General features: G+C 72.2%; 22 protein-coding genes. 12 read left to right on the top strand and 10 right to left on the bottom strand.

Translation table 11 applies throughout. The features are described from left to right. The coding region (locus tag P3L51_RS03720; RefSeq protein WP_354603563.1) for a TerD family protein at window positions 1-548 on the bottom strand (548 nt) is incomplete at its 3' end. Window positions 549-789: 241 nt separating this feature from the next. Here P3L51_RS03720 and P3L51_RS03715 point away from each other — a divergent pair. From P3L51_RS03715 to P3L51_RS03705, 3 genes are all read left to right on the top strand, one after another. Further along, a complete protein-coding gene (locus tag P3L51_RS03715; protein ID WP_354603562.1) occupies window positions 790-1,317 on the top strand; it encodes a DUF6643 family protein in 528 nt (175 codons plus the stop codon). Window positions 1,318-1,922: 605 nt separating this feature from the next. Next, window positions 1,923-2,531, top strand: a complete 609-nt coding sequence (locus P3L51_RS03710) for an Rv1733c family protein (RefSeq protein ID WP_354603561.1) — start codon at window positions 1,923-1,925, stop codon at window positions 2,529-2,531. A 155-nt stretch (window positions 2,532-2,686) separates the two neighbouring features. After that, window positions 2,687-5,116 carry a right-handed parallel beta-helix repeat-containing protein gene (locus P3L51_RS03705; protein ID WP_354603560.1) on the top strand — a complete coding sequence of 810 codons (2,430 nt, stop codon included), beginning with the start codon at window positions 2,687-2,689 and terminating at the stop codon, window positions 5,114-5,116. Here the strand turns inward: P3L51_RS03705 and P3L51_RS03700 are convergent. Next, on the bottom strand, window positions 5,086-7,533 hold the full coding sequence (locus P3L51_RS03700) for a hypothetical protein (RefSeq protein ID WP_354603559.1): 2,448 nt from the start codon (window positions 7,531-7,533) through the stop codon (window positions 5,086-5,088). The two genes, P3L51_RS03705 and P3L51_RS03700, sit on opposite strands and share 31 nt — an antisense overlap. A 184-nt stretch (window positions 7,534-7,717) precedes the next feature. On the opposite strand from P3L51_RS03700, the gene P3L51_RS03695 reads away from it, so the two are divergent. From P3L51_RS03695 to P3L51_RS03685, 3 genes are all read left to right on the top strand, one after another. Further along, window positions 7,718-8,548 carry a DeoR/GlpR family DNA-binding transcription regulator gene (locus tag P3L51_RS03695; RefSeq protein WP_354603568.1) on the top strand — a complete coding sequence of 277 codons (831 nt, stop codon included), beginning with the start codon at window positions 7,718-7,720 and terminating at the stop codon, window positions 8,546-8,548. Further along, window positions 8,545-9,048 (top strand): SRPBCC family protein, encoded by a 504-nt coding sequence (locus tag P3L51_RS03690; protein ID WP_354603558.1) that lies wholly within the window; start codon window positions 8,545-8,547, stop codon window positions 9,046-9,048. Before P3L51_RS03695 ends, P3L51_RS03690 begins: the two co-directional genes overlap by 4 nt. A 117-nt stretch (window positions 9,049-9,165) precedes the next feature. Then, window positions 9,166-9,432 carry a hypothetical protein gene (locus tag P3L51_RS03685; RefSeq protein ID WP_354603557.1) on the top strand — a complete coding sequence of 89 codons (267 nt, stop codon included), beginning with the start codon at window positions 9,166-9,168 and terminating at the stop codon, window positions 9,430-9,432. Window positions 9,433-9,498: 66 nt separating this feature from the next. Here the strand turns inward: P3L51_RS03685 and P3L51_RS03680 are convergent, their stop codons facing one another. Continuing rightward, window positions 9,499-10,608 carry a PLP-dependent cysteine synthase family protein gene (locus P3L51_RS03680; protein WP_354603556.1) on the bottom strand — a complete coding sequence of 370 codons (1,110 nt, stop codon included), beginning with the start codon at window positions 10,606-10,608 and terminating at the stop codon, window positions 9,499-9,501. A gap of 244 nt (window positions 10,609-10,852) precedes the next feature. Here P3L51_RS03680 and P3L51_RS03675 point away from each other — a divergent pair, with 244 nt between their 5' ends. Both P3L51_RS03675 and P3L51_RS03670 read left to right on the top strand, forming a co-directional pair. Next, entirely contained in the window at window positions 10,853-11,170 is a 318-nt protein-coding gene (locus P3L51_RS03675; RefSeq protein ID WP_354603555.1) for a hypothetical protein, read from the top strand. Between the two features lie 227 nt (window positions 11,171-11,397). Beyond that, window positions 11,398-11,958 (top strand): ATP-binding protein, encoded by a 561-nt coding sequence (locus P3L51_RS03670; RefSeq protein WP_354603554.1) that lies wholly within the window; start codon window positions 11,398-11,400, stop codon window positions 11,956-11,958. A 150-nt stretch (window positions 11,959-12,108) separates the two neighbouring features. Here the strand turns inward: P3L51_RS03670 and P3L51_RS03665 are convergent, their stop codons facing one another. The 3 genes from P3L51_RS03665 to P3L51_RS03655 all read right to left on the bottom strand — a co-directional run bounded on the left by P3L51_RS03665 (window position 12,109) and on the right by P3L51_RS03655 (window position 14,874). Next, the gene (locus tag P3L51_RS03665; protein ID WP_354603553.1) at window positions 12,109-12,453 is read right to left on the bottom strand and encodes an SHOCT domain-containing protein; all 345 of its coding nucleotides are present in this window, start codon (window positions 12,451-12,453) and stop codon (window positions 12,109-12,111) included. 169 nt (window positions 12,454-12,622) lie between these two features. Beyond that, window positions 12,623-13,477 (bottom strand): YhjD/YihY/BrkB family envelope integrity protein, encoded by an 855-nt coding sequence (locus P3L51_RS03660; RefSeq protein ID WP_354603552.1) that lies wholly within the window; start codon window positions 13,475-13,477, stop codon window positions 12,623-12,625. A gap of 182 nt (window positions 13,478-13,659) precedes the next feature. After that, a complete protein-coding gene (locus P3L51_RS03655; protein ID WP_354603551.1) occupies window positions 13,660-14,874 on the bottom strand; it encodes an ROK family protein in 1,215 nt (404 codons plus the stop codon). A gap of 76 nt (window positions 14,875-14,950) precedes the next feature. On the opposite strand from P3L51_RS03655, the gene P3L51_RS03650 reads away from it, so the two are divergent. Further along, window positions 14,951-16,267, top strand: a complete 1,317-nt coding sequence (locus P3L51_RS03650) for an MFS transporter (protein ID WP_354603550.1) — start codon at window positions 14,951-14,953, stop codon at window positions 16,265-16,267. 155 nt (window positions 16,268-16,422) lie between these two features. On the opposite strand, the gene P3L51_RS03645 is transcribed toward P3L51_RS03650, so the two are convergent. Continuing rightward, on the bottom strand, window positions 16,423-16,887 hold the full coding sequence (locus tag P3L51_RS03645; RefSeq protein ID WP_354603567.1) for a MarR family winged helix-turn-helix transcriptional regulator: 465 nt from the start codon (window positions 16,885-16,887) through the stop codon (window positions 16,423-16,425). 143 nt (window positions 16,888-17,030) lie between these two features. Here P3L51_RS03645 and P3L51_RS03640 point away from each other — a divergent pair, with 143 nt between their 5' ends. From P3L51_RS03640 to P3L51_RS03630, 3 genes are all read left to right on the top strand, one after another. Then, window positions 17,031-18,230, top strand: coding sequence for an MFS transporter (locus P3L51_RS03640; protein ID WP_354603549.1), 1,200 nt, complete (start codon window positions 17,031-17,033; stop codon window positions 18,228-18,230). A 113-nt stretch (window positions 18,231-18,343) separates the two neighbouring features. Next, window positions 18,344-19,168: an aldo/keto reductase gene (locus tag P3L51_RS03635; RefSeq protein WP_354603548.1), complete on the top strand. Its 825-nt coding sequence runs from the start codon at window positions 18,344-18,346 to the stop codon at window positions 19,166-19,168. 96 nt (window positions 19,169-19,264) lie between these two features. Beyond that, complete coding sequence (locus P3L51_RS03630; protein WP_354603547.1) at window positions 19,265-19,645, top strand: SCO4225 family membrane protein; 381 nt, start codon at window positions 19,265-19,267, stop codon at window positions 19,643-19,645. 13 nt (window positions 19,646-19,658) lie between these two features. On the opposite strand, the gene P3L51_RS03625 is transcribed toward P3L51_RS03630, so the two are convergent. The 3 genes from P3L51_RS03625 to P3L51_RS03615 form a co-directional block, all read right to left on the bottom strand. Beyond that, window positions 19,659-20,324, bottom strand: coding sequence for a response regulator (locus P3L51_RS03625; protein ID WP_354603546.1), 666 nt, complete (start codon window positions 20,322-20,324; stop codon window positions 19,659-19,661). Then, complete coding sequence (locus P3L51_RS03620) at window positions 20,321-21,571, bottom strand: sensor histidine kinase (RefSeq protein ID WP_435594362.1); 1,251 nt, start codon at window positions 21,569-21,571, stop codon at window positions 20,321-20,323. Before P3L51_RS03620 ends, P3L51_RS03625 begins: the two co-directional genes overlap by 4 nt. A 535-nt stretch (window positions 21,572-22,106) precedes the next feature. Beyond that, window positions 22,107-23,504, bottom strand: a complete 1,398-nt coding sequence (locus P3L51_RS03615) for a geranylgeranyl reductase family protein (protein WP_494338535.1) — start codon at window positions 23,502-23,504, stop codon at window positions 22,107-22,109. Window positions 23,505-23,599 lie beyond the last annotated feature (95 nt).

Here is a 23,599-nt window from a genome sequence, read left to right as displayed (position 1 = left end):
GCCTGCTGGGGCTCGTCGACGCTGATGCCGAAGTCCGTTGCCAGGCCTTCGAGTCCGCTGCTGTACCCCTGGCCGACCGAGCGGAACTTCCAGGCGCCCTGGCGCCGGTAGAGCTCGCCGAGGACGAATGCCGTCTCGACGGTCGCGTCCTGGCTGTCGTAGCGCGCGACCTCGGCGCCCGACGCCGCGTCAAGGACGCGTACGTACAGTCCGGGCACCTGGCCGAAATTGCCGCCGTCCGCCGACGCGGCGATGACGATCCGCTCGATGTCGGTCTCCACCCGGGCCAGATCGACGGAGAGGGTGTCCGTGACGGTGCCGGAACCTGTGCCTTTCCCGTCGTACCGCACGGCGCCCGACGCGTGCGCCGCCTGGTTGTAGAAAACGAAGTCCGCGTCCGAGCGGACCTTTCCCGCCTTCAGCAGCAGAAGGGCCGAGGCGTCGACATCCGGCGTCCCGGGCGCTGAACGCCATCCCAATTCGACACGCACAGCGGGTGCCGACACCGGAACATTGGCTCCTTTAAGCATGGACATGCTCGCCCCCATCGAGAGTCGGGTGACCGAAAGTTCTCTGTTGCGCCAAACCTAATCGCTGCGGCGGTCGTCGCACCCACGAGGACCCACCGGTAACCCCTCCGGAGCTTGCCCTTTACACGATCACTACGCCGCCGGACGACCGATTTTCCCAAGTTCGCTCGCATTGGGGATCCGAAGTGACCCAGAGCTCCCGAAAGAACCCACTAATCGGACTCCCCAACCGGCACATCGTGGGCTTAACTTATGTTCCATGACCTCCCCCCGCGCCACCTACGGCGGCGGTTACTACACCGCGCCGTCGTTCCCGGACACCCCGATCTACGACTCACTGGTCGCGGAGCGGGGCACGCCTCAGATCGCCCCGATCCGAGTGCCTTCCGCCTACGACACCGGCAGCAGCTACCAGAGCAACAGCTATCTGCCGGCGCTGCCTTCGGCGCTTCCCGCTCTGCCGGCGGCTCCCTCGCAGCCCACGCCGTCCTACGGCGGCTACCAGCCGCAGCCGGCGCAGCACCCCGTGCCGCTCCAGCACGCCCCGGCGCCCTACATTCCGCAGCAGGCACCGACGCCTCGCGGCTATCAGGGCGGTCAGCCCTACCAGCCCCAGCAGCAGCAACAGCAGCCGCGTCCCCAGCAGCCCCGCCCGCCGCAGCAGCAGCAGCGACCGGGGTCGGCGACGGGGTACGAGGCGATGCGCCCCGCCTCACCGCGTCCGGCGCCCGCGCCCGTGCAGTACGACGACCCGTACAACCGGCCCTACCAGAGCCGGGGTTACTGACACACCGGGAGATCCCGGAACACTGGAGGCACGGGGCACGGGGCACGGGGCACGGGGCACACCGGACTAGCCGGGAGGAGGGGAGACGGCCGGAGGGAGCCCCCGGGAGGCCGCCGGTCGGCGGGATCAGGCTGTAACGCGCCCGTCCGGGAACCGTCGGCGGCAGCGTGCCCCGAGAACGGCCACCCCGTGAGCAGGCGAGCACGAACAGGCCCACCGGGAACGGGCGTTGACGTCGCTCGTACGGATACGGACGCACCCGCGCAGGTCATCGTGGTGAGCATCCTCGGGACCGAGGCCGACACGTCGCTCGACGCCCTCGACCCCCGTACGGCGCAGCGTGGCAAGAACCGCCGCACCCCCTCACCCGGCACCGCCGATTCGACGGCACGTCCGTCTTCGGGCAGCATCCGACACCCGAGAGCACCCGCACGGTGCGGGTGGGAGCCGTGGTGAACGTGTTCACCGGGCGGCACGGACCCGGATCCGACCCGTCGAACAGAGGGGTGACCTCGCTCTCCCTTCCGCCCTTTTGTGCGTGAGCGGGCCACTTCGGGGCTATGACGGACAGGGGAACGGACGAAAGACTGAGGGGGTGCGACACGATGCGAGCGGTCGTGGGACTCCGGCGCTGGCGGCACAATCCGCTACGGAGGAAGACGGATCTCGTCGAGGCGTGGGTCGCGCTCGGAGCCCTGCTCCTGATCCTCCTCGCCGTGCCGGCGGTCGGCTGGATCTCGGGTGCGCTGACCGACGACGCGTTCCGGCGGACGATCCGCGCCCAGCACGAGGACCGGCACCGCACCGAAGCCGTGATGGTCCACCGGGCCGAGGCTCCCGCCCGCGTCGCGTCCGACCCCGAGGCCCCGACCCAGCGCGACACCGGCAGGCCGGTGATCGCCAAGTGGACGGCGCGGGACGGCAGTCGGCACACCGCACTCGTCCGGTCGGCGCCGCCGGCTCTCCGGTCCGGCGACGCCTTCCCGGTCTGGACCGACGGCGGCGGGCAGCTCGCCGAGCGTCCGACGGATCTCGCCACCGCCCGTACGCACGCCGTGCTGGCGGGGCTCGGGGTGGCCGCGTGCGTCGCCGGTCTGATCGAGGCCGTCCGACGGCTGACGGTGTTCAGACTCAACCAGGTCCGGTACGCGCGGCTCGACCTGGCCTGGGCCCAGGCAGGTCCCGACTGGGGTCGTACGGGCGCGGGAAGCTGACCGGAACCGCTCTTGGGTCAACTCACCGGTGCCGCGCGCGCTACGGTGGTGCGACCCGGTCCTCTGTCGCGGCCGGGACTTCCTTGAGTTGACCCCCGAGCGGGTCCGGTCGGCACAGCACGCGCAGGCGCACGAGGTGGGGACAGAACAACACCATGGCACAGGGCACCGTCCAGGTGACGCACACCGGCACCTCGCGTTGGCGTCGCCGTACCGGCGAGTACGCCTCTCTCGCCGCGGCCCTGGAGGCCGCGAGCGACGGCGACATACTCACCGTCGCACCGGGCACCTACCGGGAGAATCTCGTCGTCACGCGCGCCGTCACGCTGCGCGGACCCGAGGGCTCGTCGGGCTCGGTGCGGATCGCGCCGCCGGACGGCGTACCGCTCACGGTGCGCGCGTCGGCGACCGTCCACGACCTGCATGTGGAGGGCCAGGACACCACCGCGCCCGCGCTGCTCGTGGAGGACGGCACCCCGGAGCTGACGGATCTGCGGATCGTCACGCGCTCCGCCGCCGGGATCGAGGTGCGCGGCGCCGCGCGTCCCACCGTCCGCCGGTGCACCGTCGACAATCCGGCCGGGGTCGGCATCGCCGTACTCGACGGCGCCGGCGGGGTCTTCGAGGACTGCGAGGTCGTCGCGGCCGGGCAGTCCGGCGTCTCCGTACGCGGCGGGGCGCACCCCCGGCTCGAACGGTGCCGGATCCACCACGCGTCGGGCGGCGGCCTGACGGTCACCGGCGAGGGCAGCGGTCTGGAGGCCGTCGGCTGCGAGGTGTACGAGATCAAGGGCACCGGCGTGCAGATCGCCGCACGCGCCGCGGCCCATCTCACCGACTCCAGCGTCCACCGCACCTCGGCCGACGGCATCACGCTCGACACGGACGCGGTGCTGACGCTCTCCGACTGCGACATCCACGACATCCCGGAGAACGCGGTCGATCTGCGCTCCCGCTCCGTGCTGACGCTGACCCGCTCCACGGTGCGGCGCTTCGGCCGCAACGGTCTCTCGGTCTGGGACCCGGGCACCCGCGTGGACGCCAACCAGTGCGAGATCCACGACAGTACGGGCGACTACCCGGCGGTCTGGGTGAGCGACGGGGCGACCGTCGTCCTCGACTCGTGCCGTGTCCACGACGTACCGGACGCGCTGTTCGTCCTCGACCGCGGCTCGCGTGCCGACGTCGTGGACAGCGACCTCTCGCAGGTGCGCAACACGGCCGTGTCGGTGAGCGACGGCGCGACGGCGCAGCTCGACGACTGCCGGATCAGGGAGGCGTCCACCGGCGCCTGGTTCCGGGACCACGGCAGCGGCGGCACGCTCAACTCCTGCACCATCGACGGCGTGCAGACCGGTGTCATCGTCACCAAGGGCGCCGACCCCACCATCGAACGCTGCACGATCACCTCGCCCGCCGAGGCCGGTTTCTACGTCTCCGCCGAGGGGCGCGGCACCTTCCACGACTGCCGGGTGACGGGCAGCGGCGGTTACGGGTTCCATGTGATGGACGGCTGCCGTACGACGCTGACGCGCTGCCGCACCGAACGCTGCGCGCGCGGCGGTTACGAGTTCCCGGACGGCGCCTCCCCGGGCGCCGAGGGCCCCGGGGCCGGGCCGACCGTGGAGGACTGCACGAGCGACGAGAGCGGTGTGCTGGCCGCCGTGCCACAGCCGACGGCGGCTCTGACGGCCACTCAGACGACGGGGCTGCTCGGCTCGGTCCCGGCGCAGAGCGCGACGCCGGTGCCGGAGGAGCCACCGGCCGAGCCGGTACGCGAACCCGGCAAGGTCCTCGGTGAACTCGACGCGCTGGTGGGCCTGGAGAGCGTCAAGCGCGAGGTCCGCGCCCTCACCAACATGATCGAGGTCGGCAGGCGCAGGCAGCAGGCCGGTCTCAAGGCCGCCTCCGCCCGCCGCCATCTGGTCTTCACCGGCTCCCCCGGCACCGGCAAGACGACGGTGGCCCGGCTGTACGGCGAGATCCTGGCCTCGCTCGGGGTGCTGGAGCGCGGTCATCTCGTGGAGGTCTCCCGGGTCGACCTGGTGGGCGAGCACATCGGCTCCACCGCGATCCGTACGCAGGAGGCCTTCGACCGGGCCCGTGGCGGTGTGCTGTTCATCGACGAGGCGTACGCGCTGTCGCCCGAGGACTCGGGGCGTGACTTCGGGCGCGAGGCCATCGACACGCTGGTGAAGCTGATGGAGGACCACCGGGAGGCGGTGGTGGTGATCGTCGCCGGGTACACGGAGGAGATGGACCGCTTCCTGGCGGTCAACCCCGGTGTGGCGTCCCGTTTCTCACGCACCATCACCTTCAGCGACTACGACCCGGACGAACTGCTGCGGATCGTGGAACAGCAGGCCGAGGAGCACGAGTACCGGCTGGGTACGGGCACGGCCGAGGCACTGCTGAAGTACTTCGCCGTACTGCCCAAGGGGCCGGCCTTCGGCAACGGCCGCACCGCGCGCCAGACGTTCGAGTCGATGGTGGAGCAACACGCGAGCAGGGTCGCCCAGTTGCCGGAGACCAGCACGGACGACCTGACCCTGCTCTACGCGGACGATCTGCCCGAACTGCCGTGACCGCGCCGCTCCGTGGCGGTGCCGTCGCGCTGAGCGGGCAGCGCGGGCGGCAACCGGTCGAGCAGCGCCGCTCGTTCCACGGCGAAGACGGGATCGGCCTGGTACTCGGAGTGGCCGAGGATCGGTTCGGGCAGCGGGTGGCGCTCGGTGCGGCCGTAGGCGAGCGGGTCCTTGAGCGGCCCGTGGTCCACGGCCGGCTCGTCGCCCTCGCCGTCCAGCCGGACCGGGCCTCCGATCGGGTCGGTGGCGCGCCACAGGTTGCGCCAGCAGTGCACCTCCCTGCCCAGGTCGCCGAGCGGCGCGGCGCCGAAGTAGGCGGGGAACCAGCGGCCGTACAGCCGCTCCAGCGGTGAGCCGTAGGTCAGGAGCGCCACCTGGTGGCGGGTGCCCTCGCGCAGCTGCCAGACCGCCGCCGCGGCCAGCACGCTGCCCTGCGAATGGCCGGAGATGACGAGGCGTCCGCCGGTGCGGGCGGTCCAGGAGGCCATCCGCCAGGTGAGGTCGGGTACGGCCCGTTCCGCGTAGCACGGCGGCGCGAAGGGGTGCGAGGCGCGCGGCCAGAAGGTGCCGACGTCCCAGAGGATGCCGATGGTGCGCCGGGCGGAGGGGTCCCGGTAGGCGCGGCGGCCCCAGGTCACGAACAGTATGAAGCCGAGGCCGATCAGCCAGGAGCCGAGCGCCTGCGCGGTGTCGGCGATCGACTGGATCAGCGCGGGCTCGCCCTCGGCGGCCCGGCCCGGTACGTCCCCGCTCAGCCAGGCCCCGAGGACGGCGCCGGTGCCGAGCAGGAGCGTCGCGCCGGAGACGAGTCCGACCAACCAGGGTGCCGCGTCGGTGAGTTCGGCGCGGGCGCGGGCACCGGCGATCCGGCGGGTACGGACGGAGTCCGGCGTGACCCGCTTCTCCCGCGAGCCGTACTCCGCCTCCACGACGGGCGCGAGGCGACGGCCGGTGCGCACGGTGCGCACGGCGAGGAGGACGACCGGTATCAGCAGGAGCACCAGCAGCACGGGGATGACGGCCGCCTGCCAGCTCAGCAGCACCGGCGGTCCGGGGATCGTGCCCTCCCCCATGCCGGGCGTGCCCGACCCGTCGAGCCAGTCGCCGACGCGCTGTGCCACCCCGCCGGTCATCACCCCGGCCAGGGCGCAGGCCAGCATGGCGACGGCGGGGCCGCCGAGGCCGTACAGCGCGATCCTGGCGTGCGGGGCGCGGCGGTGCAGGACGAGGGCCGCCGCCGCGAGCGCGACGACGAGGGCTCCCTGGGCGAGGACGAGCACCGGGAACGTGATGGCGCCCGGGAGAGTGCCGGAGGAGATCCAGCCTGGGCGGGACCACGCGGCGTACACGAGCGCGAGGCCGAGCAGGACGAGGGAGCCGGCGGGCAGCCGGCTGACGAGCGCCTTGTCGAGCGTGCCGTCGCGCCTGCGCTCGCTGCGGCCCCTGGCGCACACGACCCAGAGCACAACGAGCGCGCCGGCGACGAGAGTCGACTGGAGCAGCCAACCGACGCTCTCGCGGGCGGCGCTCGACGCGCCACGGTCGTAGCGGGCCGCGGCGCCGGTGACCGCGCCCGCGACGGTGAGGAATCCGGCGGCGGTGTGCGCGGCGCGCAGACGGGCGACGAGCCTGCGGCCGTACCAGAAACCGGGCCTGGCGAGTGCGGGGCGGACGGTCGGCGCGCGGCCCGCCGCGGGTGCGGGCCGGTCGGGTCCCTCGTAGGCGTCCGTGGCGTCGGTGGCGGTCGCGGCCTCCGGTCCCGGCAGGCTCCCGCCCGTACCGTCGTCGGTCGGCGGGCGCTGGGCCTCGTAGGCGCTCCAGGTCCGGTTGGACAGATACCAGAGGAGACCCACCAGGGCGGCAGGCACCAGAGCGGCCAGCGCGAGGCGGCGGCCGGGCTGCGCCCACCAGCCGTCCCGCGCGGCGGACAGGAAGCCGAGCCAGGCCCGGTCGTCCGCGCAGCCCGCGGAGCCCGCGCACTGCCAGGCCACCAGGTCGAGCGCGACCTCGCAGGCGGCGGCGGTGAGCAGCACGGTGAGCGTGAGGGCGAGCAGCCGTACCAGCACGCCGTACAGCCGCTGTGTCCTGGCGAGTCCGTTGGTCGCCGGGCGCATCCAGTGGGCGAGGTTGACGACCATGAAGGGAAGCAGCAGCAGCCACAGGGCGCGGGTGCCGTTGCCCGAGGTGAGGTTGGACCAGCAGTACGCCTCGGGCACCGGCCCGTCCTCGTACCGCTCGGGGTGGGCCTCGGCCTCCTCGTCGGCGGGGCGCCGGTAGATGGCCGCCGTCTCGTCACCCGTGATCCGCACCGTGTAGGGATCGGCGAGCATCTCCTGCGGGGTGGCGCCGCCGACGCCGTGGACCAGCAGTTCGAGCGCGGCGCCGTCGCTCCGGCGGACTGGGGGCTCAGGGGGCACGTGGTGACTCGCTCTCAGCTGGCGTCCGGCGGGCGGTGGCCGCCGCCCTCAGCGACTCTCCCCGGGCCGGGGCGGGCCGACACCTGCGTGCGGGGCCCAACGCCGTGGGAGGATGAGCAACCCTGATGATCAGCTGTGTACGGCGGCCGCGCACGACGCCGGCGTGGAAGGACAGGCCCCGGTGGTGAGTGACAACCAGAACCTCCTCGCGGAACAGCGACGGGCCCTGATCCTCGACGAGGTGCGGCGGCGCGGCGGTATCCGGGTCAACGAGCTGACGCGCAAACTCAACGTCTCCGACATGACGGTCCGCCGGGATCTCGACGCGCTCGCCCGGCTCGGCGTCATCGAGAAGGTGCACGGCGGCGCCGTCCCGGTGGTGGAGGCGAGCACGCACGAGCCGGGCTTCGAGGCCAAGTCGGAGCTGGAGCTGAGCGCCAAGGAGGACATCGCGCGGGCCGCCGCCGCCATGGCCGTGCCCGGCCGGGCGATCGCGCTGTCGGGCGGCACCACGACGTACGCCCTGGCGCACCATCTGCTGGACGTGCCCGATCTGACGGTGGTGACGAACTCGGTGCGGGTCGCCGACGTGTTCCACGCCGCGCGGCCCGCCGGCACGTCGGGCGGTCAGCGCGCGGGCGCGGCCACCGTGGTCCTCACGGGTGGGGTCCGTACACCGTCGGATTCGCTGGTCGGCCCGGTCGCCGACCAGGCGATCCGCTCGCTCCACTTCGACGTGCTGTTCCTGGGTGTGCACGGGATCTCCGCCGAGGCGGGTCTGTCCACACCGAATCTGGCCGAGGCGGAGACGAACCGCCGTTTCGTGCGCTCCGCGCGCCGGGTGGTGGTCGTCGCCGACCACACCAAGTGGGGGACGGTGGGCCTGAGTTCGTTCGCGACGCTGGACCAGGTCGACACCCTGGTCACGGACGCGGGGCTGTCGGACGAGGTGCGCGAGGAGATCATGGAGCAGCTGCCCGGCCTGGTGGTCGCCGGGGAATCGGCCGACCGGTGACCGTCTTCCGTGTCGCACGCCGTACGGCGCTGCCCGCCGACGAGGCCTGGCGGCGGATCACCGACTGGCCGGCGCACGGGCGCCGGGTGCCGTTGACGCGGATCCTCGTGGAGACGCCGGGGCCGACGGGGACCGGGACGGTGTTCGTGGCGCGTACCGCACTCGGGCGGGTGGGATTCGACGACCCGATGGAGATCGTGCGGTGGGAGCCGCCCGGCGCGGGGAGCCCGGGGCGCTGCCGACTGGAGAAGCGTGGCCGCGTGATCACGGGCTGGGCCGAGATCGAGATCACGGAGACGGAGACGGCGTCGGCGTCGGCGTCGGCGTCGGCGTCGGCGTCGGCGTCGGCGTCGGCGATCGACGGTCGCACGCTGGTGTCCTGGGCGGAGGAGCTGCGTATCAGCTTCCTGCCGCGCTTCCTCGACCGGGTGACCGCGCGGACGGGACGCGTCGTCTTCGGCCGTGTCGTCGACGGCCTGCTGCGCGGTCAGGGTCGCTGAGCGCTCCGCGCCCCATGAGCCGTACGCCTTGGGCACGATGACCGGACCGTCGTCGACGGCTACGGTGTGGCGCGGCAGCCGAGTCGGTCGGCGAAAGCGGACGTGGAGGGGCAACGGATGAAACTGCTACGCGGACTCGGGGTCGCGGTGTGCGCGGGGGTGGCGCTCCTGCTCGCGGGGTGCGGCGTCCCGACGGACTACAGCGAGATCGTCACGTTCACCGACGAGCACGGCCGCGCGTGCACCGCGGCGGTGGTCGTCGACCAGGAGCAGAACGAGGGCGACGACTACGAGATCTCCAGTCTCGACTGCGACTACGCCCCGGCGGGCCGGACTCCTGGCCCGACCGGCTACTCGCCCTTGCCGGAGCGGGACGCGAAGTGACGTCGTAACCGCCCGGCGCCCGGGGCGCGCCGTCCGCCCCGGGGAGGCGGACCGTCGTGGTGCCGTTCAGTTCGGCCAGAGGCCCGTCCGCAGGAAGTCCTCGATCGTGCCGGTGTACGGCGCGATGTCGATGCCCTGCGCGGCAAGCCAGTCGTCGGAGTAGTACTTGTCGAGGTACCGGTCGCCGGGGTCGCAGATCAGCGTCACCACGCTGCCCTTGCGGCCGTCGGCGACCATCTCGGAGACGATCTTCAGCGCGCTCCACAGCCCGGTGCCCGTCGAACCACCCGCCTTGCGGCCGATGTTGTGTTCCAGGACGCGTACGGCGGCGATGCTCGCCGCGTCCGGCACCTTCATCATCCGGTCGATGGCTCCGGTCACGAAGCTCGGCTCCATACGGGGTCTGCCGATGCCCTCGATCCGTGAGCCGCGGTCACCGCACGCCTGCGGGTCGCGGCGGGTCCAGCCGTCGAAGAAGCAGGAGTTCTCCGGGTCGGGGACGCAGACCATGGTGTCGTACTGCATGTAGCGCACATAGCGGGCGATGGTCGCCGACGTGCCGCCGGTGCCGGCCGTCGCCACGATCCACGCGGGCTCGGGGTAGCGCTCCAACCTCAGCTGCTGGTACATCGATTCGGCGATGTTGTTGTTGCCGCGCCAGTCCGTGGCCCGCTCCGCGTAGGTGAACTGGTCCATGTAGTGCCCGCCGGTGTCGGCGGCGAGGTTGGCCGACTCCTCGTACATCCTGCGTGAGTCGTCCACGAAGTGGCAGCGCCCGCCGTGGAATTCGATGAGCCGGCACTTCGCCGGGCTGGTGGTGCGCGGCATGACCGCGATGAACGGGACGCCGATCAGCTTCGCGAAGTAGGCCTCCGAGACCGCGGTCGAGCCGCTGGACGCCTCGATGACGGGCTTTCCGGGGCGGATCCAGCCGTTGCAGAGCCCGTACAGGAACAGCGAGCGGGCGAGGCGGTGCTTGAGGCTGCCGGTCGGGTGGGTGGACTCGTCCTTCAAATACAGGTCGATGCCCCAGCTCTCGGGCAGCGGGAAGAGCAGGAGATGGGTGTCGGCCGAGCGGTTGGCGTCGGCCTGGACCTTGCGTACGGCCTCCTTGAGCCAGGCACGGTACGCGGGGTCGCCGCGGTTCACGTCGATGGTCTGCTGCTGCTCCGTCATGCGTGCCGTCCCTCGTCCCGCCCGTGCCCGTGTCCCGGCGCAACAGTAAGCCCTCGACCTGCGCATACCATGCCTTTGGGTATCCATAGCCGCGCCTTGGACATGCGGCTCCCCGGGCGTCCGGCGCCGGTTGTGGTGGGTCGTGACGTGTCGTCCGGGACTGGCGGGGAAGCCGCTCTGGCGTCCGGGCGTCGAGTTGTGCAGACTTCCCTGGAGGGAACAGCACGAAGGGGGCGGATCAGCCATGGCGGAACCGGAGTTCAGCGCGAGTGGCGTGGAGATTGAACGCTGGCCCCGCTCGCTCACGAAAGCGGGCCGGGTGCTCATCCAGGACGGCAGGCTGGCGCTTCTGACCAGCTACGGACGGGTCATCGACAGCGCGCCCCTGCGGGCGGTGCAGGCGGCGAGGCCGTGGTTCCGGGGTGACGACAGCACGGTGGCGACCGTGAACGGTACGCGCTACCGGCTGACCATGGGCGGGGAGGGCCATCGGCCGGAGGGCCGGCTGCTGGCCGGGCGCTTCCTGGAGACCGTACGCAGGGCGGGTGCGGCGAAGACCTGACGCCGGGCGCCGTGACCAGCTCCGGGCCCCGGCTCGGGGCGGGTCACGGCGCCGCGCGCGAGTTGCGGTCCCGTACCGCGTGGTTCACTCTGGTGTACATCACTCAGGGTGTACCGGTGGTGACGCTGCGACCCAGCCCCGCCGGGCAAGACAGCAGCGAGCCTCGCGAGTGAGCTGCTGGACGCGATCCATGCCTTCTTCCGGACCTCAATCGGGGAGTCGCAGCCGTGATCAGCCAGCCAAGCAGGCAGTGCACCGTGGAGCTCCAGGCCCTGCCGTCGCGGATCCGCCAAGTCCGCAGAATCGTTTCCGCGCAGTTGCGCTACTGGCAGCTCGACCCACTGATCGACCAGGCGGCGCTCGGCGTGACCGAGTTGCTGACCAACGTCCACCGGCACGCACAGCCGGACAAGATGTGCACCGTCGACATCAAGCTCCTGCTCGACCGGCTCACGGTCGCGGTCCACGACCACGATCCGCGCCTGCCGACCATCAAGGAGGCCGACCCGCTCGACATGTGCGGGCGCGGTCTCGCCCTGATCCAGGCGGTCAGCGAGAGCTGGGGTGTGCGAGCGGAGGGTGACGCGGGAAAGGTCATCTGGTTCACGCTTCCCGCCCCGTCGACCGCCGCTCCGCCCCGGCATCCGCTGTACGGCGCGACGACGGACGGCCCCTTCTCGGGCGCCACCCTCTCGTCCGGCCCCTTCTCGGACAGTCCCTTCGGGGGCATCCGCGCCGTGGCCGGGGAGCGCGGACACACCGCCGCCCGGTCGGCCGTCGTCGGCTGACCGGGGGGCGGGCCCAAGGCCCGGCGCAGCCCTGCCGCTACCGCGTCACTCGGTGGCGAGGGCCGTGTCCCCCGCGACCTCGGACGCCTGGACGGCGACCCGGCCGAGCCGCCCGCACAGTGGTGGTTGCCGTGGTGGTTGCTTTGGTGGTCACGCCGCACCGCCCCTGCCCGTACCGCCGAACTGCTCGTCCAGGACGGAGAGCCGACGCCAGTACTCGTCCTCGTCGATCTCACCGGCGGCGAACCGCCGTCCCAGCATGGGGATCGGCGACTGCGCGTCGTGCGTGTCCCGTACGTCTCGCGCATCTCGTACGTCCCATGCGTCCCGTACATCGCGCCCCAAACCGCCGGACCGCCAAGGAGGTCCGCCCCGGCGTCCGCTCCGGACGGTGCGGCGCAGGAGGGTGACGCCACCGACGATCACCGCCGCCCAGATGAGCGGGAACAACAGGATCCAGGGGCCGGGTCCGCCACTGTTCGCAAGGGTGTTCATCTCGTTCAACTCCTCGGTTCACGACTCTTCCTGTCTTTCTCTGTCGCTTTCGAGAGTCGCGCCGGGAGGGGGTCCGAGTCGTCGTACGGACAGCGGCGGTACGGGTACCTCGCGGGGAGTACGCGGGCCCTGCCCGGCTGCTCCCCGGAGGGCACGAGAGCGGGAGGGCTCAGCTCTCGTCGAGGTCCTTCAGCCGGCGGAACACACGGCCTTCGTGGGCGAGGCGGCCCACCAGCGCCCCGCCGTAGACGACGAATCCGACGCCGACGAGCCAGGACTGGAGGACCAGGACGGTCCCGAACGGGCCGTAGGTGACGGCGCTGGAGGCGATCAGCGGCGAGAAGACGAGCTGCGAGAAGCCCCGCAGGCCGAGCAGGCCGAGGGTGGTGGCCACGGCGCCCGGCAGCAGCGCGTTCCAGCGGACGCGCCCGCCGAGCAGGACCCATTGGGCGAACCAGAAGAACAGGAACGTGCCGATGATGTCGATCACGACGACCGTCAGCGGGCCGGTCACATCGCCGGAGGGGGAGGGCGTGTTGACGAAGCCGAGCAGCGCGCCGACCAGTACGGCGAGGAAGACGACATGGCGCCACATGGTGTGCCAGCGCGCGGTGGGCAGGTCCCAGACCTTCTCGTAGCCGGTCTGGACGGCGGAGCCGAAGGTCAGTCCGAAGACGGCCAGCGCGGCGAGACCGAAGGCGGTGGTGCGCTGGAGTGCCGTGTCGGGCACGCCGAACAGCCGCTCGACCTGTAGTTGCGACTCGTGGGTGACGCCGATGGCCTGGCCGAGCCAGCGCGCGAAGCCGTGGCCGCTGGCGGGCTGGGCCGCCGCGACCAGCACCAGCACCGGGACGAGGGTGAGGAATCCGAGCGCCGCGAAGCCCATGGCTCGGTGCATCAGCTCCATCTCGCGCCCGCTGGTCCAGGCGACCCCGAGCGGCGAGGCGCGCAGCCGCCGGTCGAGTCGCTGGAACCAGCGCGGCGGGGGCGGCGGGGGCTCGGTGCCGGACGGCTTCTCGGTCATAGGTGGTGACCTACCCGCGATGGCGTGGCGGACCGTCCACGGTGCGGCCGGACGGGTGGTGGGCGGACGGGTGGTGGTGGGCGGTGGGTCCGGACCGGCGGTGGGTTCGGACCGACTTGAGTTCGGACCGACGGTCCGGACCGTCGGCCTCGCGATCGAGGCCGGGACTGGGCCGGGGCCCGTCAGGTCAGTGCGGCCAGGGGGTCGTCCAGGACCGGCTGCCAGGCCAGTTCGGCGGCGCCGACCAGGCTGTTGTGGTCGAGGGTGCACGCCAGGATCGGCACGCTCCCGCTGCGGCCCCACAGACTGCGGTCGGCCACGACGGCGCGCAGCCGGGCGGGGTCGGCGTCGAGCAGTTCGCGGTGCAGGCCGCCGAGGATGACGCGGTCCGGGTTGAGGATGTTCACCAGTCCGGCGAGCCCCTGGCCCAGCCGGTCGATCAGTTCCTCGGCCGCCGCCCGTACGGACCGGTCCGCGTACTCCGTACGGAGCAGGTCGCGCGACTGCTGGAGCAGCGACACCTCGGGGCCCGGGTCCCGGCCGGCCGCGTCCAGGAACGCCAGCGGGTCGGTCTCGACGTCGAGACAGCCGCGGCTGCCGCAATGGCAGGGCCTGCCTTCGGGGTTGACGGTCAGATGGCCGACTTCGAGCGCCAGTCCCGAACTGCCCGTGTGCAGACGGCCGTCCACGACGAGCGCGCCGCCGACCCCGCGATGTCCCGTGGCGACGCAGAGGAGTTGACCGGCACCCCGGCCCGCGCCGTGCCGGTGTTCGGCGAGGGCCGCGAGGTTGACGTCGTTGCCGGTGAAGGCGGGGCCCTCGATGCCGGCGGCGCGTACCTGTTCGACGAAGAGGTCGCGTACGGGGGCGCCCGCCGGCCAGGCGAGGTGCAGCGGGTTGAGCGCGGTGCCCTCCGGTTCGGCCACCGCCGACGGGACGGCGAGACCGGCACCGACGCAGCGCCGTCCGCTCTCGCGCAGGAGGGCGGCGCCCTCGGCGACTACCGCGCGGAGCACCTGGGCGGGGTCGGAGGAGACGATCACGCAGCCGGGCGCCGTGGCGACCGTACGGCCGCCGAGGGCGACCAGCGCGGCGCGGAAGCCGTCGGCGTGCACCTGGGCGGCGAGGACCACGGGGCCGGTGTCGTCCACGGAGAGGCGGTGCGAGGGGCGGCCCTGGGAACCGGCCGCGGCGCCGGGGCGGGAGTCGACCCGGATGAGGCCGAGTGCTTCCAGTTCGGCGGCGACGGCGCCCGCCGTCGCGCGGGTGACGCCCAGTTCCGTGGTGAGCACGGCGCGGGTGGGCGCGCGTCCCGTGTGAACCAGTTCCAGTGCGGGGCCGAGCGCGCTGCGGCCTCTCTCCAGTCGTGTTCTGGTCGTCGTCGCCTTGCCGTTCATATGGGTGAGTCTCCCATGATCCCGGCGGTGAACCCCCGTCTTGTACGGATCGGCCCCGAGCCCCTATCCTTCTTTTGTGCCGAACCTAAACAAACTCCGGACGGCCATATCGGGGGGTCACGGCGGAGATCCCGCCACCGACACCTCGCTGTCCCCCCTCGCCCGCCTCCGTATCACCCTGACCGTGTTCTTCGCCCTGGACGGCTTCCTCTTCGCCGGCTGGGTCGTCCGTATCCCCGCCATCAAGCAGCAGACCGGCGCGTCGGCGAGCGACCTGGGCCTGGCCCTCCTCGGGGTGTCCGCCGGGGCCGTGGTGACGATGATGTTCACGGGGCGGATGTGCGGGCGGTTCGGCAGCCATCCGGTGACCGTGGTCAGCTCACTGCTGCTGGCCGTGAGCATCGCCCTGCCCGCGCAGACGCACTCCGTGCCGGCGCTCGGCCTGGTCCTGCTCCTCTTCGGTGCCGCGTACGGCTCGCTCAACGTCTCGATGAACAGCGCGGCCGTCGATCTCGTCGCCGCGCTGCGGCGCCCCGTGATGTCCAGCTTCCACGCCGCGTTCAGCCTGGGAGGCATGGTCGGCGCGGGACTCGGCGGTCTGGTGGCCGGCGGCCTCTCCGCCTCGACGCACCTTCTCGCCCTCACAGGCATCGGCCTGCTCGTCACGGCGCTGGCCGGACCTTCGCTCCTGCGCCACACGGTGCCCACGGCTGCCGGCCCCGCCGCCCCCTCCAAAGAGAAGCCGACACCCCGGCGGCCCGACCGGCGTACGCGCCGGCTGGTCGTCCTCTTCGGCGTGATCGCGCTGTGCACGGCGTACGGGGAAGGCGCCCTCGCCGACTGGGGCGCCCTGCATCTCGCGCAGGATCTCGACGCCGGTGCCGGGCTCGCCGCCGCCGGGTACTCACTCTTCGCCCTCGCCATGACGGTAGGGCGCCTGTCCGGTACGGCGCTGCTCGAACGGCTCGGCCAGACCCGCACGTTGGTCGCCGGCGGCGTGCTCGCCTCGCTCGGCATGCTCCTCGGCGCCCTCGCACCGACGACCTGGCTCGCGCTGGCCGGCTTCGCCGTCACCGGACTCGGCCTCGCCAACATCTTCCCGGTGGCCGTGGCCAGGGCGGGCGCGCTCGCGGGACCGAGCGGTGTCGCCGCGGCGTCCACGCTGGGGTACGGCGGCATGCTGCTGGGACCGCCCGCGATCGGCTTCCTCGCCGACTGGTTCTCGCTGCCCGTCGCGCTGACCACCGTCGCCCTGCTGGCCGCGGCGGCGGCCCTCATCGCGTACTCGGCGCGCAACGTCTCGGCGCCCGAACCGACGACCCCCACGGATGTCCCGGCCGATCGTCCGCGGGCGGGTGCGCCCGCGGACGCACCGGCTGTTCCGCGTCACTGACATCGAGGGCGTCATCGCCCGCCCGCGGACCCACGGCGCCGAACTCGTCGGCGAGTTGAAGCAGGGCCGGCTACCGGCCCTGCTACGTCCGAGGCCCGGAGGGCATCGTCGTCGGACCGGCCGAGCAGCCCGGCCGACGGCCCGAAGAGGGGCCCTCAGACCTCGGACGGCCGGGGCATCCGGCTGACGACCCGCACGAGCGGGGCCAGCTCGGGCTCCGACGCGGCGGCGTCGAGAGCCTCGCGCAACGCCTCGTTGTTGGTGGGGCGGGCCTCCTCCAGCAGGGCGAGGCCCGTGGCGGAGACGTTGGTGTAGATGCCGCGCCGGTCGGTCGGGCACAGATAGCGGGAGAGCAGGCCCCGGTCCTCCAGGCGTGTGACAAGCCGGGTGGTGGCGCTCTGGCTGAGGACGACGGCGTCCGCGACCTGCTTCATCTGCAGATGTCCGCCCTCGCCGTCGTGCTGACGGCTGAGAACGTCGAGCAGCGAGTACTCACGCACGCTCAGGGCGTGCGCGGACTGCAACGCGCGCTCGACGTGCGACTCGATTCTGCCGTGGAGCAAGGACAGCGCGCACCAGCCCTGAGCGAGGGCGGTGAGCGCCGGGTCGGTAGCGGTCATCGTTGTCACGCGTCCTTCCTTGGGAGCCTTCGGCGGCCGGCGAGACCTGCGTAACTATACCGCGTTTGCAATTAACCCGCGCATGCAATTATTGTGACCGCTCGTAAAGCGCTCCCGCAACTTCGTCTCGGAAGGCCACTCCCATGCCCATCGCGCTCCTGGCTCTCGCCATCGGGGCTTTCGGTATCGGCACCACCGAGTTCGTCATCATGGGTCTGCTGCCCGATGTCGCCGCCGACTTCGGCGTCTCGGTGCCCCACGCCGGATTCCTGGTCACCGGATACGCCCTCGGCGTCATGGTCGGCGCCCCGCTCATGACGGCCCTCGGCACCAAGATGTCCCGCAAGAACATGCTGATGCTGCTCATGGGCCTGTTCATCGTGGGCAACATCATCTCGGCCGTCGCACCGGTCTTCGCGGTCATGCTCATCGGCCGTGTGGTCGCCTCGATGGCGCACGGCGCGTTCTTCGGCATCGGCTCCGTCGTCGCCGCCGAACTGGTCGCCCCCGAGAAGAAGGCCGGCGCCATCGCCATGATGTTCACCGGTCTGACCGTCGCCAACGTCGTCGGCGTGCCGCTTGGCACGTTCGTCGGACAGAGCGCCGGCTGGCGCGTCACCTTCTTCCTCGTCGCCGCGCTCGGTGTCGTCGGCCTCGTGGGCGTGGCCCGACTCGTACCCGACACGCCGAAGCCCGAAGGTGTACACCTGCGCCACGAGCTGGCCGCCTTCAGACACGTACAAGTGCTGCTGGCCATGGCGATGACGGTGCTCGGCTTCGGCGGTGTCTTCGCGGCCATCACCTACATCGCGCCGATGATGACCGACGTCGCCGGCTACGCGGAATCGTCCGTGACCTGGCTCCTGGTCCTGTTCGGCCTCGGCATGGTCGTGGGCAACCTGATCGGCGGGAAGTTCGCCGACCGCAAGCTCATGCCGATGCTCTTCACCGCGCTCGGTGGCCTGACCCTGGTCCTGGCCCTGTTCACGGCGGGCGCGCACAACAAGATCACAGCGGCCGTCGCCGTGTTCCTCATCGGAGCCCTCGGCTTCGCCACGGTGCCCCCGCTCCAGAAGCGTGTACTGGACTACGCGCACGGGGCGCCGACCCTCGCGTCCGCGGTCAACATCGGCGCCTTCAACCTCGGCAACGCGCTCGCCGCCTGGCTCGGCGGCGTCGTCATCGCCTCGGGCTTCGGCTACACCTCGGCCAACTGGGTCGGCGCGACCCTCGCCGCCTCGGCCCTGGTCCTCGCCGTGGTCTCCAGCAGGCTGGAGCGCCGCGCCGCCGTACCGGACGAGGTCCCGGCCCCGGATCGGCGTTCCGTCGCGGCGCACCGCTGACCGCGCGCCGGCGACGTACCCCGCGCAACGTCGCCGGCGAGGTGTCCACACACACCGTCACCCCCGTCGCCCCCGGCGGATCGCAGGATCGACAAGGACAAGGGAGTTACCTCATGACCTCCATCCCCACCGTCACCCTCAACAACGGCGTCACCATGCCCCAGTTCGGCTTCGGTGTCTTCCAGGTCCCCGACGAGGAGACCACCGCCGCCGTCGCCACCGCCCTCGACGCCGGATACCGCAGCATCGACACGGCCGTGATCTACGGCAACGAACGCGGAGTGGGCCGGGCACTCGCCGACTCCGGCATCGCCCGCGACGAGCTGTTCGTCACCACCAAGCTGTGGAACGCCGACCAGGGCTACGACACCGCGCTCGCCGCCTTCGACGCTTCCCTGGACAGGCTCGGCCTCGACCACGTCGACCTCTACCTCATCCACTGGCCGACGCCGGCCCGGGACCTCTACCTCGACACCTGGCGCGCGCTGGAGAAGCTGTACGCCGACGGGCGCACCCGCGCCATCGGCGTCTCCAACTTCCGGCCCGCCCACCTGGAGCGGCTGCTCGGGGCCGCCTCGGTCGTTCCCGCCGTGAACCAGATCGAGCTCCACCCGGGCCTCCAGCAGCGCGAATCGCGCGACTTCCACACCCGCCACGGCATAGCGACCGAGGCGTGGAGCCCGCTCGCCCAGGGCGCCGTCCTCAAGGACGACGCGGTCACCACGATCGCCGCGCGACACGGCAGGAGTCCGGCCCAGATCGTCCTGCGCTGGCACCTGCAGATCGGCAACGTGGTCATCCCCAAGTCGGTCACCGAGGCCCGGATCCACGAGAACCTGGACGTCTTCGACTTCGAGCTCGGCGCGCGGGAGATCGACGCGCTGAGCGCGCTGGACCGTGGCATGCGTACGGGCCCGGACCCCGACACCCTCAACTGATCACCTCGACCGACACGGATGAGTAGCCGTACTCAGGCACATCAGTTCGGGCCGTCCCACGATGGAGGAACCCAACCGACACAGGAGAAACCCATCATGAAGTCAGGACGCCTGAACGCACTGGCCCGGCTCGCCCAAGGCCCCGCCAGGCTCGTCTACGGCAACCGGGCCTCGCGGATCTACCTCGCCGTGGTCGCCGCGACGGCGGTCTTCGTCGCCGTCGACACGCTGTTCGTGCACCACGACGACGCGTCGTTCGCCGGGATCTGGCTGTTCTTCCTCGCCGCGCCCAGCGTCTTCCTCTTCTTCGCCGGTGGATCCATGGTCGGCGAGTCGTTCGCCTCGTCGTCCGCGTTCGGCTACGTCGCGCTCATCGCCTCCGTACTCATCCAGGCAGCGGCCATCGGGGCGTTCGTCCGGCTGCTGAGCGACCGGACCGGCCACGCGCACACCGCCCGCACTCCCCGCGAGGCCTGATCCTGACGGATCGTCAGCCGAGCCAGCCCGGTCGCACCAACCCCGACTCGTAAGCCCTGACGACGAGTTGGGCCCGGTCGCGGGCACCGAGTTTCACCATCGTGCGGCTCACATGTGTCTTGGCGGTGAGCGGGCTGACGACCAGCCTGCGGGCGATCTCCTCGTTGGAGAGCCCGATCCCGACGAGCGCCATCACCTCCCGCTCGCGCTCGGTGAGTTCACCGAGTCCGTCGGAGGACGCGGGCACCTTGGAACGCGAGGCGAACTCCGCGATCAGCCGCCGCGTCACACCGGGCGACAGGAGCGCGTCGCCGTTCACCACCGCGCGGACGGCGCGCAGCAGTTCCGCCGGCTCGGTGTCCTTGACAAGGAAGCCCGACGCGCCCGAACGGAGCGCCTCGAAGACGTACTCGTCGAGTTCGAAGGTGGTGAGCACGACCACCTTCACCTGGTCGAGGCCGCCGTCCTCGGTGATCCCGCGGGTGGCGTCGAGCCCGTCCATCACCGGCATCCGGATGTCCATCAGGACGACGTCCGGGGCGAGTTCGCGCACTTTGCGCAGCGCCTCTTCACCGTTGGCGGCCTCCCCCGCGACCTCGATGTCCGGCTGGGCGTCGAGCAGGGCGCGGAAGCCCGCCCGTACCAGTGACTGGTCGTCGGCGAGCAGGACACGGATCACGGTGTCTCCTTGGGCTTCAGGGGCAGGGACGCCCGTACGCGGAAGCCCCCGTCCGGGCGCGCACCCGCCTCGATGGTGCCACCGAGGGCGGCCGCGCGTTCGCGCATCCCGACCAGCCCGTTGCCGCTGCCGCCGGCCTCGTCGCCGGTGGCCGGTCCCTCGTCGTCGATACGGAGGGTGAGCAGGCCGGCGCCGTAACCGACCTGGACACGCGCCGTACGGGAACCGGAGTGCCGCACCACGTTGGTGAGGGCTTCCTGGACGATGCGGAAGGCGGCGAGATCGGCGCCGGGCGCCAGGGCGACGGGCGCGCCCTCGTTCTCGAACTCGACGGTCAGACCGGCCGCCGCGGCCTGTTCGACCAGTTCGGAAAGCCGGTCCAGTCCCGGCGCGGGCGTGCGGGGTGCGTCGCCGGAGGTCCTGAGTGTGTCGAGGACCTGCCGTACCTCGCCCAGTGCCTCCTTGCTCGCGGCCTTGATGGTGGTGAGCGCGGTGCGGGCCTGTTCCGGGTCGGAGTCCAGGAGCGCGAGCCCCACGCCCGCCTGGACGTTGATGACCGAGATGGAGTGGGCGAGCACGTCGTGGAGCTCGCGCGCGATGCGCAGCCGCTCCTCGTCGGCGCGGCGCGCCTCGGCCGCGGCGCGCTCCGCCCGGTCGTGGATCCACTGCTCGCGGCGCACCCTGACCAGTTCGGAGCCGACGACAACGGCCACCACCCAGGCGGCGACGCCCGCTTCGGGCCCCCAGGGCGCGCCGGCGTCGCCGCTCGGCGGCAGGAAACGGTAGAGCAGATGGCCCACGAGCAGATGACCGGCCCAGAGCAGACCGATCGCCCACCAGGCCGCCGCACGGTGTCCGGAGACGATCGCGGCGAAGCAGGCGACCGCGACGGTGATGAAGATCGGGCCGTAGGGGTAGCCCGCCCCGAGGTAGATCATCGCCGACAGCGAGACGCCGAAGACGCAGAGGACCGGGTACCGGTGGCGCAGCAGGAGCAGCGCGGGGCCGGCGAGCAGCAGAACGCGGGCGAACGCGTCGAGCGGTTCCCGGTCCGGCTGCGCCTCCGCGGCGAAGCCCGTACCGGCCATGACGAAGACGGCGATCAGCACGCTGGTGAACCAGGGCAGCCGCGACAGTCTCCCGCTACGATCCGGGCCGTCACCGGCCCCGTCGGCGCCCACGCCCGGCACGAGCCCACCCCTGAGCCAGGGGGGACCGAATCCGGTGCGCCTGATCCGCTGTTCCATATCCGTCACGCTAGACCGGGCGACGGGTCCGGCGCGTCAGCCGGGCGTGGTCATCGCGCGTACTCCCCGTGGAGTACGGCGCGCCGGGCGCGGGCGGGCAGGGTGCGGGCCGGGCGTGCCGGGCCCTTGCCCGCGCACGGAGCGCGACCCATCTGGCCGGCTGCCCTGCCGCCCCGCCCTCCCGATCGGCACGGACTCGTGAACGAGCCCGGACACGACCTGGGGGTGTCTTCAAAGTCCCGCCGTCGGCGCGGGACGCGGCGGTGACATCGGCCGACGACGCGGCGGGCGGCGCCCCGCCGCGTTGTCGGAGTCAGGCAAGCACGCCCCGTACGAGCATGCCCCTCCGCCTTGCGACGCACCGCACCGGACACCGCGGGCCCCGCCCTGCGGGCGGACGGCGCCGCGCTGAAGTCGGTCCCCAGGGCGCGTCCGCGAAGCGGCGCCGCCATCTGCGGGGCGCGGCCCGCCGCAGCGGCCGACGTCACCGCCGCCCCGGGGGCCGAGCCTGGCTTCGCGGACACCTCCCAGGGGGCTATGTGGTGACCGCGCCGTCCTTCTGGTCCTTGTCGCGGTCGTCGTCGTCCCGCGCCGGCTCCCGTTCCTGTTCACGCTGAGCCTTCTCCGCGCTCTGGGCGGTGCCCGCCTTCTGGCGGTCGAGCACGTCCAGCGCGCGCCGGGCCAGCGGATGGGTCCGTACGAGACCGCCCAGCGACGTCACCCCGCGCGTGATGTCGGCGAACGCCTTCCAGGCGGGGCGGAATCCGGTGATCGCCGCGTGCAGCATCCCCGGCCTGCGCTCGAAGACGGAGAGCATCCGGCGGCCGACGCTCATCTCCACACCGAGACCCGCCTTGATCGCGAAGGCGTAGTTCAGCGCCTGTCGGCGGGCGTCCACCGCGTCGTGCGCCTCCGAGATGCGTACCGCCCACTCCCCCGCGAGCCGCCCCGACCGCAGCGCGAAGGAGATGCCTTCCCGGGTCCACGGCTCCAGCAGACCCGCCGCGTCGCCGCACACCAGCACCCGGCCGCGCGAGAGCGGCGAGTCGTCGCTGCGGCAGCGCGTCAGATGGCCCGAGGAGATCGCGGGCTCGAAGCCGGCCAGCCCCTGCTTGGCGACGAAGTCCTCCAGATAGCGCTTCGTCGCGGCGCCGTCGCCGCGCGCCGAGATGACGCCGACGGTGAGCGTGTCGCCCTTGGGGAACACCCAGCCGTAACTACCGGGCAGCGGGCCCCAATCGATGAGTACCCGGCCGGCCCAGTCCTCGGCGACCGTCGGGGGCACCGGGATCTCCAGCTCCAGACCGAGGTCCACCTGGTCGAGCTTCACCCCGACATGAGCGCCTATCCGGCCCGCACTGCCGTCGGCGCCGACGACCGCGCGCGCCAGGATCGTCTCGCCGTCGGCCAGGACCACGGCGACCGTACGGCGGTCGGGCACGGCCGGGCCGTGCTGCTGGACCCGGGACACCGAGGCGCCCGTGCGGAGCACGGCGCCCGCCTTCTGGGCGTGCTCCACCAGACTCGCGTCGAACTCGGGCCTGTTGACGAGCCCGAAGAGCATGCGCCGGGAGCGGCGGGTCCGGGCCAGCCGGCCGTTCAGCGAGAACGTGACCGCGTGCACCCGCTCGCGCAGGGGCAGTTCGAAGCCGGGGGGCAGCGAATCGCGCGAGGGGCCGATGATGCCCCCTCCGCAGGTCTTGTAGCGGGGCAACTCCGCCTTCTCCAGCAGCAGCACCTGACGGCCCGCGACAGCCGCCGCGTAGGCCGCGGACGCTCCCCCCGGGCCCGCGCCGACCACGACGACATCCCATACCGACCGGTCGTGCCCACCCGCCGGCCCGGCGTCGGGAACGGCCTCGGGACCGGCGTCGGGACCGGTCCCGGGCGCGCTTCCAGGTTCACTTCCGGCGTCTGCGTTCTCGCTGCTCACGATGTGCTTCTGCTCCTGATCCGACCGGTGGCCCTTGCTGTCGCACGGCATCCTACGGCGCCTTCGGGCCCAGTCCGTTGTGGGAGGATCGGCCC

This window comes from Streptomyces panacea, from assembly GCF_040560175.1.
In the GTDB taxonomy this organism is placed as follows: domain Bacteria; phylum Actinomycetota; class Actinomycetes; order Streptomycetales; family Streptomycetaceae; genus Streptomyces; species Streptomyces panacea.
This window is presented reverse-complemented; position numbering and strand designations above follow the sequence as displayed.